At 71.9% G+C, this 12624-nt stretch carries 9 protein-coding genes; 4 read left to right on the forward strand and 5 right to left on the reverse strand.

The window, feature by feature from the left end; all coding sequences use genetic code 11:
• Positions 1–22: 22 nt before the first annotated feature.
• Positions 23–898, reverse strand: coding sequence for a dienelactone hydrolase family protein (locus tag LOC65_RS15320; RefSeq protein ID WP_230248148.1), 876 nt, complete (start codon positions 896–898; stop codon positions 23–25).
• An 85-nt stretch (positions 899–983) separates the two neighbouring features.
• Between LOC65_RS15320 and ppx the strand changes: the two genes are divergently transcribed.
• Positions 984–2486 carry an exopolyphosphatase gene (gene ppx, locus LOC65_RS15325; RefSeq protein ID WP_230248149.1) on the forward strand — a complete coding sequence of 501 codons (1503 nt, stop codon included), beginning with the start codon at positions 984–986 and terminating at the stop codon, positions 2484–2486.
• 41 nt (positions 2487–2527) lie between these two features.
• Here the strand turns inward: ppx and LOC65_RS15330 are convergent, their stop codons facing one another.
• The 3 genes from LOC65_RS15330 to polA all read right to left on the reverse strand — a co-directional run bounded on the left by LOC65_RS15330 (position 2528) and on the right by polA (position 7988).
• Complete coding sequence (locus LOC65_RS15330; RefSeq protein ID WP_009857090.1) at positions 2528–2989, reverse strand: histidine phosphatase family protein; 462 nt, start codon at positions 2987–2989, stop codon at positions 2528–2530.
• Positions 2990–3003: 14 nt separating this feature from the next.
• Complete coding sequence (gene ppk1, locus LOC65_RS15335) at positions 3004–5085, reverse strand: polyphosphate kinase 1 (RefSeq protein ID WP_230248150.1); 2082 nt, start codon at positions 5083–5085, stop codon at positions 3004–3006.
• A 152-nt stretch (positions 5086–5237) separates the two neighbouring features.
• Positions 5238–7988, reverse strand: a complete 2751-nt coding sequence (gene polA, locus LOC65_RS15340) for a DNA polymerase I (RefSeq protein ID WP_230248151.1) — start codon at positions 7986–7988, stop codon at positions 5238–5240.
• Between the two features lie 58 nt (positions 7989–8046).
• On the opposite strand from polA, the gene LOC65_RS15345 reads away from it, so the two are divergent.
• Genes LOC65_RS15345 through LOC65_RS15355 form a run of 3 tightly spaced genes read left to right on the forward strand, consistent with a single transcriptional unit; the run spans position 8047 to position 10241 of the window.
• Positions 8047–8370, forward strand: a complete 324-nt coding sequence (locus LOC65_RS15345) for a hypothetical protein (protein WP_009857084.1) — start codon at positions 8047–8049, stop codon at positions 8368–8370.
• Between the two features lie 54 nt (positions 8371–8424).
• Positions 8425–9405 carry a homoserine kinase gene (locus LOC65_RS15350; protein WP_230248152.1) on the forward strand — a complete coding sequence of 327 codons (981 nt, stop codon included), beginning with the start codon at positions 8425–8427 and terminating at the stop codon, positions 9403–9405.
• Between the two features lie 8 nt (positions 9406–9413).
• A complete protein-coding gene (locus tag LOC65_RS15355) occupies positions 9414–10241 on the forward strand; it encodes a BPSS1780 family membrane protein (protein ID WP_164962065.1) in 828 nt (275 codons plus the stop codon).
• A 25-nt stretch (positions 10242–10266) separates the two neighbouring features.
• Here LOC65_RS15355 and LOC65_RS15360 read toward each other — a convergent pair whose 3' ends face one another.
• Positions 10267–12621 carry a UvrD-helicase domain-containing protein gene (locus LOC65_RS15360; protein WP_009857081.1) on the reverse strand — a complete coding sequence of 785 codons (2355 nt, stop codon included), beginning with the start codon at positions 12619–12621 and terminating at the stop codon, positions 10267–10269.
• Positions 12622–12624 lie beyond the last annotated feature (3 nt).

The following is a 12624-nucleotide window of genomic DNA, read 5'->3' on the forward strand; positions in this document are numbered from 1 at the left end:
GCCGAACCGCTGAGGCCCGGGTTCAGCCCACGCCGTGCTCGGCGAACCAGGCCAGCGCGCGTTTCCAGCCGTCCTGCGCCGCGTCGGCGCGGTAGCTGGGCCGGTAGTCGGCGTGGAAGGCGTGTCCCGCCTCGGGATAGACGACGAAACGCGACTGCTTCGCCGCCACGCTGCCGCCGGCCAGCGCGGCCTTCATGCGCTCGACGCTGTCCAGCGGGATGCCGCTGTCCTGGCCGCCGTACAGGCCCAGCACCGGCGCGCGCAGCTGTGACGCCAGCTCCACCGGCTGCATCGGCTGCAGCGCCGTCTTGTCGCCGACCAGCCGCCCGTACCAGGCGACACCGGCCTTCATCTGCGGGCTGTGCGCGGCGTACAGCCAGGTGATGCGCCCGCCCCAGCAGAAGCCGGTGATGCCGGCCTTCGTCGTGTCGGCGCCCTGCCCGCTCGCCCAGGCCACGCTCGCGTCGAGATCGCGCATCACCTGCTCGTCAGGCACCTTGGAGACCACCTCGCTGATCAGGCGGGGGATCTCGGTGTAGGCCGCGGCGTCGCCCTGGCGCACGAAGAGCTGCGGCGCGACGGCGAAGCAGCCGGCCTTGGCGAAACGCCGCGCGACGTCGGCGATGTGCGCGTGCACGCCGAAGATCTCGCTGACGACCAGCACCAGCGGCGCGTTCGGGCGGTTCGCCGGCGCGGCGCGGTAGGCCGGCATGCGGAAGTCGCCGACGGGAATCGTCACCTCGCCGGCGACCAGGCCGGCGCTGTCGGTCGTGACCACCGTCTGCGCCGCCACCGGCAGCACCGCGGCGGCAAATGTGCCGCCGACGGCGGTGCGCACGAAGTCGCGCCGGTTGGGGTCGCGTGGCGACACCAGGGAATCGAACTCGGCTTGCTGCATGGTCGCCTCCTTGACCTCAAACAAGTCGAGTCGATTCTAGGAAGGCCGTCACGGCGCCGTGAGAGGCCTCTTGCACAATCGGCCCATGGCCGACATCACCTCGCCCGACCTGCCGCTGGCCGCGGTCGACATGGGCTCCAACAGCTTCCGGCTCGAGATCGCGCAGATCCAGCGCGGCCGCTACCGCCGCAGCGACTACTACAAGGACATGGTCCGCCTCGGCGCGGGCCTCGACGACCAGGGCCTGCTGACCGAAGAAGCGGTGCAGCGCGGCCTGGACTGCCTGCGGCGTTTCGCCGCGCGCCTGACCGGTTTTGCGCCGGCGCAGGTGCGTGCGGTGGCGACGCAGACGCTGCGCGAGGCGCGTAACCGCGACGCCTTCCTGCTGCGCGCCCAGGAGGCGCTGGGCCACACGATCGAGGTCATCTCCGGACGCGAGGAAGCGCGGCTGATCTACGCCGGCGTCGCCCAGCTGCAGCCGGCCGACGAGCCGCGCCTGGTCGTCGACATCGGCGGGCGTTCGACCGAGCTGATCCTCGGCCGCGGCCGCACGCCGGTGAAGGCCGAATCCTTCGCCGTCGGCTGCGTCAGCCTGTCGCTGCGTTTCTTCGGCGACGGCGGCATCGACGCCGAGGCCTTCCGTGCCGCCCGCGTGGCCGCCGGCGCCGAGCTCGAAGAGGCGATGGAGCCGTTCTCGTCGCGCCACTGGCAGCAGGCGCTGGGCTCGTCGGGCACCGCCGGCGCGGTGTCGCAGATCCTCGCCGCCAGCGGCGTCAGCGACGGCCGCATCACGCCCGAGGGCCTGGCCTGGCTGGAGCAGCGCTGCATCGCCGCCGGCCACGTCGACCGGCTCGACCTGCCGGGCCTCAAGCCCGAGCGCCGCGCCGTCATCCCCGGCGGCCTGGCGATCCTGCAGACGCTGGCCGAGAACTTCGGCATCGCCACGCTGTGGCCGGCCAAGGGCGCGCTGCGCCAGGGCGTCGTCGTCGACCTGCACGAGCGCCTGGCCGCGCTGCGGCGCAGCCACCCGAGCGACATGCGCGACGCCTCGGTGCACGAGCTGCAGCGCCGCTTCGATGTCGACGTCAAGCAGGCGCGGCGTGTCGCCACCGTGGCGCTGGCGCTGTTCGACGGCGTCATGCCGGACGCCGACGCCGAGGTCCGGCGCGAGCTCGGCTGGGCCTGCGACCTGCACGAGATCGGGCTGATGGTCTCGCACCACGACCACCACCGCCACAGCGCCTACCTGCTGGCGCACGTCGACGCGCCGGGTTTCTCGCAGAGCCAGCAGCGGCGCATCGGCCAGCTCGTGCTGGGCCAGCGTGGCGGCCTGCGCAAGATCGAGGATGCGCTCAGCAGCGAGTTGCTGGGCTGGCAGGTGATGTGCCTGCGGCTGGCGGCGATCAAGTGCCACGCACGGGCCGACGTCGACGCCAAGGCGCTGGCGCTGCGTGTGCGCGGCCGCGACGCCGTACTGGCCTACGACGCCGCCTGGGCCAAGGCCCATCCGCGCACCGTCTTCCTGCTGGAGGAAGAAGCGCAGACCTGGGCGCGCTCGGGGCCGCGCAAGCTGCTGCTGCCGCGCTGAACGCGGCGCCGCAGGCGCCGCGGCTTTTGCCGCGCTGACTCCTAGACCGCCTCGGGCCCGACGACGGCGTGCAGCACCACCTGCAGCGTGTCGCCGCGCTCGCGCGAGCGCAGCCACCAGACGCCGGCCTTGCGCACCGTCCAGGCCTGGATCTCGCCGGACAGCAGCAGCGCCGCGGTCAGGCCGAGGATCGGCTGGTGGCCGACGACGAGCACCGGCTCGCGCGCCTCGGGCCAGCGCGTGGCGTGCAGCAGCGCCTCGACCGAAGCGTCGGGCGCGAGCTCGGCCACGGTCTTGATGCGCCGCTCCAGCGCGGCAGCGGTCTGCTGCGCACGCCGCGCCGGACTGGCGAGCACCCGCGTGCCGGCCGGGAGCTGGCGATTGAGCCACGCGGCGACGCGCCGCGCCTGGCGTTCACCCTTGGGCGTCAGCTCGCGCTCGAGATCGTTCTGGCCCTCGCGGGCGTCGAAGGCTTCGGCGTGGCGCCAGAGGATCAGGTCCATGCGGCGGCTCCGGTTCAGCGGTAGCGCCGTGTCAGCGCCTGCTGGGCGCTGATGCCGGCCTCGGCGACACGGCGGTAGGCGCCGTCGGCACCCAGCGTCCAGGCGTCGAGCTCGTCGTGCAGATAGGGCACCAGCGCCTCGTCGACGATGCGCTGGCGCAGCGCCGCGTCGCGCACCGGCCAGGCGAGCTCGATGCGGCGGAACATGTTGCGGCTCATCCAGTCGGCGCTGGACAGGTACAGCACCTCGTCGTCGTCGCCCTCGCCCCAGCGGAAGTACAGCACCCGGGTGTGTTCGAGGAAACGGCCGACGACCGAGCGCACGCGGATCGTGTCGGTGTGCCCCGGCACACCCGGCGGCAGCATGCAGGCACCGCGGATCACGAGGTCGATCTTCGCGCCGGCGCGGCCGGCGTCCATCAGCGCCGCGATCAGCCCCGGGTCGGTCAGCGCGTTGACCTTGGCGACGATGCGCGCCGGACGGCCGGCACGCGCCGCCGCGGCGACCTGCGCGATGTGTGCGATCAGCCGGCGATGCAGCACGAAGGGCGCGGTCAGCATGCGCCGCATGCGCGTGCGGCCCTGGCTGGCAAGCTGCTGGAAGACGGCGTCGGCGTCGGCGGTCAGCTCCGGGTCGGTGCTGAGATAACCGAGATCGGTGTACAGGCGCGCGGTCTTCGGGTTGTAGTTGCCGGTCGACAGGTGCACGTAGCGACGCAGCCGGCCGTGCTCGCGCCGCGTCACCAGCATCAGCTTGGCGTGGGTCTTGAGGCCGACGACACCGTAGACCACCTGAGCGCCGACGGCCTCCAGGCGCTCGGCCCAGTTGATGTTGGCCTCCTCGTCGAAACGCGCGGTCAGCTCGACGACGGCCATCACCTCCTTGCCGCGGCGCGCCGCCTCGATCAGCAGGTCCATCAGCACGCTCTGGCTGCCGGTGCGGTAGATCGTCTGCTTGATCGCCAGCACGTCCGGGTCCTCGACCGCCTCGCGCAGGAACTGCACGACCGGCTCGAAGCTCTCGAACGGATGGTGCAGCACGACGTCGCCGTCGTGCAGCCGGTCGAAGATCGAGCGCCCCGGCGGCAGGTCGGCGGCCGGCCAGACCGGCTCGTAACGCGGGAAACGCAGATCGTCGCTGCCGGCCTGGTCGATCAGCTCGGTCAGGCGCGCAAGGTTGACCGGGCCGTTGACCTTGTACAGCGCGTACTCGGGCAGCTGCAGCTGGCGCAGCAGGAAGTCGTGCAGCTCCTGCGGGCAGCTGTGCACCACCTCCAGCCGGATCGCCAGGCCGAAGTGGCGCTTGCTGAGGTTGCTGCGCAGCGCCTGGCGCAGGTTGGTCACGTCCTCGGCGTCGTACTCCAGCTCCGAGTCGCGCGTGACGCGGAACTGCGAGAAGGACTCGACGCTGCGCCCCGGGAACAGCTCCTCCAGATGAGCGCGGATGACGCTGGTCAGCAGCACGAAGGCCTGGCGGCCGCCGCTGACCGAGTCGGGCAGGCGGATCACGCGCGGCAGCACACGCGGCACCTTGACGATGGCGATCGAGTTCTCGCGGCCGAAGGCGTCACGGCCGCCGAGCCGGGCGATGAAGTTCAGCGACTTGTTGGCCACCAGCGGGAACGGGTGGCTGGGGTCGAGCACCAGCGGCACCAGCAGCGGCCGCACCTCGCGCTCGAAGAAGCGGCGCACCCAGCGGCGCTGGGCCTCGTCGCGGTCGGCGTGGTTGACGACGACGATGCCGTGGCGCTGCAGCTCGGGCACGACCTCGTCGTTGAGCAGCGCGTACTGCTCGTCGATCAGTGCGTGCGCGGCGGCGGCGACCGCGGCCAGGTCCTCGCGCGAGACGCCGCCGCCGGGGCGGCGCGAGGCTTCGGCCAGGTCGGCGAAACGCACCTCGAAGAACTCGTCGAGGTTGGACGAGACGATGGTGACGTAGCGCAGCCGCTCCAGCAGCGGCACGTCGGGCCGGCGCGCCTGAGCGAGCACGCGGCGGTTGAACTGGAGGATGGAGCTTTCGCGGTTGAGCAGCGTCGGAGTGGGCGAGGCGGCCGGTGTCACCAGCAAGGCCTCGCCGACGCTCGTGTCGTCGGCCATGACAGCAGTTTATGAACGCCGCGCGACAGAACCGTGACAAGGTCACCGGGACTTTCACGCATCCGGCGGAGTCGTGGCCGCATCGTCGCCGCCCCGTGTGACAGGTTCAGGCGACGACGATGACGATTCGGCGGCTGGCGCCGCCGAATCGTTCAGTGAGCTTCGTCCCAGTTTGCGCCGATGCCGACCTCGGCCACCAGCGGCACCTTCAGCGCGGCGACGCCGGCCATCAGCCGCGGGATCGCGTCCTTCGCCCAGTCGAGCTCGGCCTCGGGCACCTCGAGCACCAGTTCGTCGTGCACCTGCATCACCATGCGCGTCGCGCGGCCGCTGGCGTCCAGCTCCTTCTGCACCGCGATCATCGCCAGCTTGATCAGGTCGGCGGCCGTGCCCTGCATCGGCGCGTTGATCGCCTGGCGCTCGGCGCCGCTGCGCCGCGGGCCGTTGCCGGAGTTGATCTCCGGCAGCCACAGCCGGCGGCCGAAGACGGTCTCGACATAACCCTTCTCCTTGGCGCGCACCCGGGTCTCGTCCATGTAGCGCTTGACGCCGGCAAAACGCGCGAAATAGCGGTCGATGTAGTCCTTGGCGGCCTTCTGCTCGATGCCCAGGTTGGCCGCCAGCCCGTAGGCGCCCATCCCGTAGATCAGCCCGAAGTTGATGACCTTGGCGTAGCGGCGCTGCTCGCTCGTCACCTCCGCCAGCGGCATGCCGAAGACCTCGGCGGCGGTCGCGCGGTGCACGTCCAGGCCTTCGGAGAACGCGCGCAGCAGGCCTTCGTCCTCGCTGATGAGGGCCATGATGCGCAGCTCGATCTGCGAGTAGTCGGCGCTCAAGATCACGTGCCCCGGCGGCGCGACGAAGGCGCGGCGCACGCGCCGGCCCTCGGGCGTGCGGATCGGGATGTTCTGCAGGTTGGGCTCGTTGCTCGCCAGCCGGCCGGTCACCGCCACCGCCTGCGCGTAGTTGGTGTGCACGCGCCCGGTGGCCGGGTTGACCATCGCCGGCAGCTTGTCGGTGTAGGTGCCCTTCAGCTTGGCCAGGCTGCGGTGCTCGAGGATGCGTGCCGGCAGCGGATAGTCGGCAGCGAGCTCGGTCAGCACGTCCTCGTCGGTGCTCGGCGCGCCGCTGGCGGTGCGCTTCTTCACCGGCAGGCCGAGCTTGCCGAACAGGATCTCGCCGATCTGCTTGGGGCTGCCCAGGTTGAAGGGCTGCTCGGCGATCGCGTAGACCTCCTGCTCCAGCGCCACCATGCGCTCGGCCAGGTCGCGGCTCTGGCGCGCCAGCTCCTGCGGGTCGACGAGCACGCCGTGGCGCTCGATGCGCGCCAGCACCTCGGCCACCGGCATCTCGATGGCCTCGTAGACGCGGCGCAGCCCGACGTCGGCCTCGATCTCGGGCCACAGCACCTGGTGCACGTGCAGCGCCATCTCGCTGTCCTCGGCCGAGTACTCGGTGGCGCGCGCGACGTCGACCTGGGCGAACGGGATCTGGTTCACGCCCTTGCCGCACAGGTCCTCGTAGGACAGGCCCTTGCGGCCGAGGTGGCGCTCGGCCAGGCTTTCCAGGCTGTGCGGCTTGTGCGCCTCGAGCACGTAGCTCTCGAGCATCGTGTCGTGGCGCACGCCGGCGAGCGCGATGCCGGCGTTGGCGAAGACGTGGCGGTCGTACTTCAGGTTCTGGCCGAGCTTGGCGCGCGAGGCGTCCTCCAGCCAGGGCTTCAGCCGCGCCAGCACGGCGTCCAGCGGCAGTTGCTCGGGCGCGTCGGGGCCGGCGTGCGCCAGCGGCACGTAGCCGCCGCGGCCGGGCTCGACGGCGAAGCTGATGCCGACGATGCGCGCCTTCATCGGCTCCAGCGAGTCGGTCTCGGTGTCGATGGCCACCAGCTCGGCGGCCTGCAGGCGCTCCAGCCAGGCGTCCAGGCGCTCCCAGCTGGCGATCGTCTCGTAGTCGCGGGCGATCTCGACGGCAGCGGCGGCCGGCACGGCGCCGGTCGCAGTCGCCGCGGCGGGCGCGTCGCCGCCGAGCTGGCTCTCCAGCTCGCGGCCCCAGGTCTTGAAGCCGTAGCGGCGGTAGAAGTCCAGCAGCCCGGCTTCGTCGGCGGGGCGCAGCGCCAGCGCGTCCAGCGCCGGCCAGCCGGCGACGTGGGCCGCGAGGTCGCAGTCGCAGGCCACCGTGACGAGGCGCCGGCCCTGCGGCAGCCAGTCCAGCGCGCGGCGCAGGTTCTCGCCGGCCACGCCCTTGATCGTCGCCGCGGCGGCCATCACGCCGTCGAGCGAGCCGTGTTCGGTGATCCACTTCACCGCCGTCTTCGGGCCGACCTTCTCGACACCCGGGATGTTGTCGACCGCGTCGCCGACCAGCGTCAGGTAGTCGACGATCCTCTGCGGCGGCACGCCGAACTTGGCCAGCACGCCGGCCGGGTCCAGCGTCTCGTTGCTCATCGTGTTGATCAGCGTGACGTGCTCGTCGACGAGCTGGGCAAGGTCCTTGTCGCCGGTGGAGACGACAACGCGGTGGCCGGCACGTTTGGCCACGCAGGCGAGCGTGCCGATCGCGTCGTCGGCCTCGATGCCGGGCACCTCGAGCACCGGCCAGCCGAGCAGGCGCACGACCTCGTGGATCGGCGCGACCTGCTGCGCCAGCGGCTCGGGCATCGACGGCCGGTGGGCCTTGTAGTCGGCATACCAGTCGTCACGGAAGGTCGGGCCCTTGGCGTCGAAGACGCAGACGGCGTGTTCGGCGGGCACCTGCTCGCGCAGGCGTTTCATCATCGCGACCATGCCGTGCAGGGCCCCGGTCGGGAAGCCGTCGGGCGACCGCAGGTCAGGCAGCGCGTGGTAGGCGCGGTAGAGGTAGCTGGAGCCGTCGACCAGCAGCAGCGTGGGGCGGGAGTCGTCCATCGCCCCATTGTCGGCCAGGCGAGGCGGCGGGCTGCGGCAGGCCGCCTAGAATCACGCCATGGCGCGACCGTTCCGCTTCCTCCTGCCGACGCTGGCCCTTGCGGCCGCGGCGGCCTCCGCCCCGGCGCAGACGGTGCTGCCGCCCGATGCCGCCGCGCAGGCGACGTCGGTGCCCGAGCCGGCCGTGCAGCGGCAGGTCTCCGAGGACGACCACGTGCGCATCGAGGAAGTCAAGGTGCGCGGCCAGACGCAGAGCATCGTCGTGCACGGCAAGGCGCCGGGCTCCAAGCCCTACGAGATCGTGCCGTCCAGCGGTTCGCGCGACCCCTCGCAGCCGGGCGATCCGGCGGGCCGGCGCGTCTGGCGCATGCTGTCGTTCTGACCGTGCGCACCGTGTCCGAGCCCCGCGCCGCGGCCGCGCCCGCGGGAGCCTGAAGTGGCTGTCTACACCGAAGTCGGCTTCGCCGAAGCCGACGCCCTGCTCCGCCGCCTGGGCCTGGGCGCGCTGACCGAGCTGCGCGGCATCCGCTCTGGCATCGAGAACACCAACTACTACGCGACGACGGCACGCGGCCAGTGGGTCGTGACGCTGTTCGAGCGCCTGTCGCGCGACGAACTGCCCTACTACCTGGCGCTGATGCAGCACCTGGCGCAGCACGGCATCCCGGTGCCGGCGCCGCAGGCCGACGCCGACGGCGGCCTGCTGCACACGCTGGCCGGCAAGCCGGCGGCGGTGGTCACGCGGCTGCCCGGCAGCCACCGGCTCTCGCCCGAGGCGCCGCACTGCGCCCAGGTCGGCGAAATGCTGGCCCGCGCCCACCTCGCCGTCGCCGACCTGCCGCTCGAGCAGCCGCACCTGCGCGGGCTGGACTGGTGGGCGGCCACGGTGCCCGAGGTGCTGCCCTTCGTCGACGCCGCGCAGGCCGCGCTGCTGCAGGACGAGCTCGCGTTCCAGCAGCAGCTCGCGGCCTCGGCCGCCGGCCAGGCCCTGCCGCGCGGCGCGATCCACGCCGACCTGTTCCGCGACAACGTGATGTTCGACGAGACCGCCGGCGAGGACCGCCTGTGCGGCTTCTTCGACTACTACCTCGCCGGCACCGACACGCTGCTGTTCGACGTCGCCGTCTGCCTGAACGACTGGTGCGCCGACCTGACGACCGCCAGCCTCGACGAGGAACGGGCGCTCGCCTTCATGGCCGCCTACCAGGCCGTGCGCCCGCTGACGCACGCCGAGATCCGGCTGATGCCCGGCCTGCTGCGCGCCGCGGCCTTGCGCTTCTGGCTCTCGCGGCTGCGCGACTGGCACCTGCCACGCGACGCCGCGCTGCTGCAGCCCAAGGACCCGGCGCACTTCGAGCGCCTGCTGCGCGACCGCATCGACAACCCGTGGCACCCGCCGGCCACGCCCAGCCCCTGACTCCCCGCATGCCGCTGCAACTGAAGACCGTCGATCCCGCGCGTGGTGCGCGCTGGCTGCGCGACGCCTTCGCGCTCTACGCCCGCCGCCCGCTGGCCTTCACGGCGCTGTTCGCCGTGTTCCTGTTCGCGGCGCTGGCGGTGTCGCTGGTGCCCGTCCTCGGCGGCGTGCTGCAGATGATGTCGCTGCCGATGCTGTCGCTGGGCTTCATGGTGGCGTCGCAGTCGGCGCTGATCGGCGGGCCGGTGACGCCGGCGCAGTTCGTCGAGCCGCTGAAGGGCGACGCCCGGCGGCGCACCTCGCTGCTGGTGCTGTGCGCGCTGTACGGCCTGTGCGCGATCGCGATCCTGGTGATCTGCGACCTGGTGTCCGGCGGCGCGATGCAGCGCCTGCAGGAGCTGATGGCCCGGGGCACCGTGCCGCAGGAGGAGCTCGACGCGCTGATGGCCGAGCCCGGCGTGACGACCGCGGCCTTCGTCGGCCTGGTGCTGGGCACGCTGCTGTCGGTGCCGTTCTGGCACGCGCCGGCGCTGGTGCACTGGGGCCGGCAGGGCGTCGCGCAGTCGCTGTTCTCCAGCACGCTGGCGGTCTGGCGCTGCAAGGGCGCGTTCTTCGTCTACGGCCTGGCCTGGTTCGTCGTCGCGACGGTCTTCGGCATCGTTGCGGCGCTGGTCTTCTCGCTGCTCGGCGCGCACAGCGCGGCCTCGATGCTGGCGCTGCCGGCGGGGCTGCTGTTCTCGACCGTGTTCTACGTCTCGCTGCTGTTCACCTTCAACGACAGCTTCGGCGGTGCCGACGCGGTGCGGCCGCCGGTGGAGCCGGCCGAGCCGGCCTGAGACCGCCCGGCCGGCACCCTGCCGGTCACTCGATCGGCGTCAGCTTGGCCATCGCCAGCAGCAGCCACTTGACACCGTGGCGGCCGAAACGCACCTGGGCGCGCGCATCCTCGCCGCTGCCTTCGAGCGTGACGACCACGCCCTCGCCGAACTTGGTGTGGAACACCGCCTGGCCGGTGCGCAGCGGCGCCTGCCCGGCCGGCGCCGCCGGCGCCTTGGGCGTGAACGGCACCGGCTGCTGCCAGGGCTCGGCACGCTCGACGCGCCCGGCGCCGACGATGCCCGACAGCCCCTGGCCGCGGTCCCAGGCCTGGCGGTACTCGCGCGCGTAGCCCGAGCCGAAACCCTGCTGGCGCGGCGTCAGCCACTTCAGCGCGCCCTCGGGCAGCTCGTCGAAGAAGCGGCTCTTGACGTTGTAGCGCGTCTGGCCGTGCAGCATGCGCGTCTGGCTGAAGCTCAGGTACAGGCGCTTGCGGGCCCGCGTGATGGCGACGTACATCAGCCGCCGCTCCTCCTCGACGCCGTCGGCGTCGGACAGCGACTGCTCGTGCGGGAACAGGCCTTCCTCGATGCCGGTGATGAACACGGCGTCGAACTCCAGGCCCTTGGCCGAGTGCACCGTCATCAGCTGCACGGCGTCGGTGCCGGCCTGGGCCTGGTTGTCGCCGGCTTCCAGCGAGGCGTGCGTCAAAAAGGCCGCCAGCGGCGAGACGATCTCGCCGGTCTCGGCGTCGGGTGACGGGATCGCGGTCTCGCCGCCGCCGGCCAGCGTGCCGGGGCCGTGTTCGTCCAGCGGCAGCGCCACCGCGTCCTTGCCGAAACCTTCCTGGGTGACGAAGCTCTCGGCGGCGTTGACCAGTTCCTGCAGGTTCTCGATGCGGTCCTGGCCTTCCTTCTCGGTGCGGTAGAAGTCCAGCAGCCCGCTCTCGTGCACCACGTGCTCGATGATCTCGCGCAGCGTCAGGCCCTGCGTGGCGCTGCGCATCGTGTCGAGCTTGTGCACGAAGCCCTGCAGGTTCAGGCCGGCCTTGCCCGGCACCGCGCCGACGCTCTGCGCCAGGCTGCGGCCGCTGGCCCGTGCCGCGTCCTGCAGCTGCTCGATCGAGCGCGCGCCGATGCCGCGCGCCGGGAAGTTCACGACACGCAGGAAGCTGGTGTCGTCGTCGGGGTTCTCCAGCAGCCGCAGATAGGCCAGCGCGTGCTTGACCTCGGCACGCTCGAAGAAGCGCAAGCCGCCGTAGACGCGGTACGGAATGCCGGCGTTGAACAGCGCGCTCTCGATGACGCGGCTCTGCGCGTTGCTGCGGTAGAGCACGGCGATCTCGCTCCTCGGCATGCCGCCGCGGTGCAGCTCGCGCGCCTCGTCCAGCAGCCACTGGGCCTCGGCGTAGTCGCTGGCCGCCTCCTGCACGCGGATCGGCTCGCCGGGGCCGGCGTCGGTGCGCAGGTTCTTGCCCAGGCGCTGCGCGTTGTGCGCGATCAGCGCGTTGGCGGCGTCGAGGATGTTGCCGAACGAGCGGTAGTTCTGCTCGAGCTTGATGACGCTCCTGACGCGGTACTCGCGCTCGAAGTCGGCCATGTTGCCGACACGCGCGCCGCGGAAGGCGTAGATGCTCTGGTCGTCGTCGCCGACGGCGAACACGCCCTGGCCCTGGGCGCCCGGCGGCGCGAACATCTTCAGCCAGGCGTACTGCAGCCGGTTGGTGTCCTGGAACTCGTCGACGAGCACGTGGCCGAAGCGGCGGCGGTAGTGCTCGCGCAGCGGCTCGTCGTCGCGCAGCAGCTCGTAGCTGCGCAGCATCAGCTCGGCGAAGTCGACGACGCCTTCGCGCCGGCACTGCTCCTCGTAGGCCTCGTAGACCTGCACCAGCTTGCGCGTGTGCTCGTCGAAGGCCTCGACGGCGGCCGGCCGGCGGCCCTCTTCCTTCTGGGCGGCGATGAACCACGCCACCTGCTTGGGCACGAAACGCTCCTCGTCGAGGTTCATCGCCTTGACGACCCGCTTGACGGCCGAGAGCTGGTCGCCGCTGTCCAGGATCTGGAAGCTCTGCGGCAGCCCGGCGGCCTTCCAGTGGGCGCGCAGCAGGCGGTTGCACAGGCCGTGGAAGGTGCCGATCCACATGCCGCGCACGGCGAACGGCAGCATCGTGCCCAGCCGCGTCAGCATCTCCTTGGCGGCCTTGTTCGTGAAGGTGACGGCGAGCACGCCGCCCGGCGAGACCTGGTTGGTGGCCAGCAGCCAGGCGATGCGCGTCGTCAGCACACGCGTCTTGCCGGAGCCGGCACCGGCGAGGATCAGCGCGGGCACGGCCGGCAGCGTGACGGCGGCGAGCTGTTCGGGATTCAGGTTGCGCAGCAGCTGCGCGTCTTGGAGATGCATCCC

The sequence above is a fragment of the Rubrivivax sp. JA1055 genome (genome assembly GCF_020966565.1).
GTDB lineage: Bacteria > Pseudomonadota > Gammaproteobacteria > Burkholderiales > Burkholderiaceae_C > Rubrivivax > Rubrivivax benzoatilyticus.

Coding starts and splice junctions, on each gene's coding strand:
- LOC65_RS15320 (WP_230248148.1), bottom strand. CDS start 898: ATGCAGCAAGCCGAGTTCGATTCCCTGGTGTCGCCACGCGACCCCAAC.
- ppx (WP_230248149.1), top strand. CDS start 984: ATGGCCGACATCACCTCGCCCGACCTGCCGCTGGCCGCGGTCGACATG.
- LOC65_RS15330 (WP_009857090.1), bottom strand. CDS start 2,989: ATGGACCTGATCCTCTGGCGCCACGCCGAAGCCTTCGACGCCCGCGAG.
- ppk1 (WP_230248150.1), bottom strand. CDS start 5,085: ATGGCCGACGACACGAGCGTCGGCGAGGCCTTGCTGGTGACACCGGCC.
- polA (WP_230248151.1), bottom strand. CDS start 7,988: ATGGACGACTCCCGCCCCACGCTGCTGCTGGTCGACGGCTCCAGCTAC.
- LOC65_RS15345 (WP_009857084.1), top strand. CDS start 8,047: ATGGCGCGACCGTTCCGCTTCCTCCTGCCGACGCTGGCCCTTGCGGCC.
- LOC65_RS15355 (WP_164962065.1), top strand. CDS start 9,414: ATGCCGCTGCAACTGAAGACCGTCGATCCCGCGCGTGGTGCGCGCTGG.
- LOC65_RS15360 (WP_009857081.1), bottom strand. CDS start 12,621: ATGCATCTCCAAGACGCGCAGCTGCTGCGCAACCTGAATCCCGAACAG.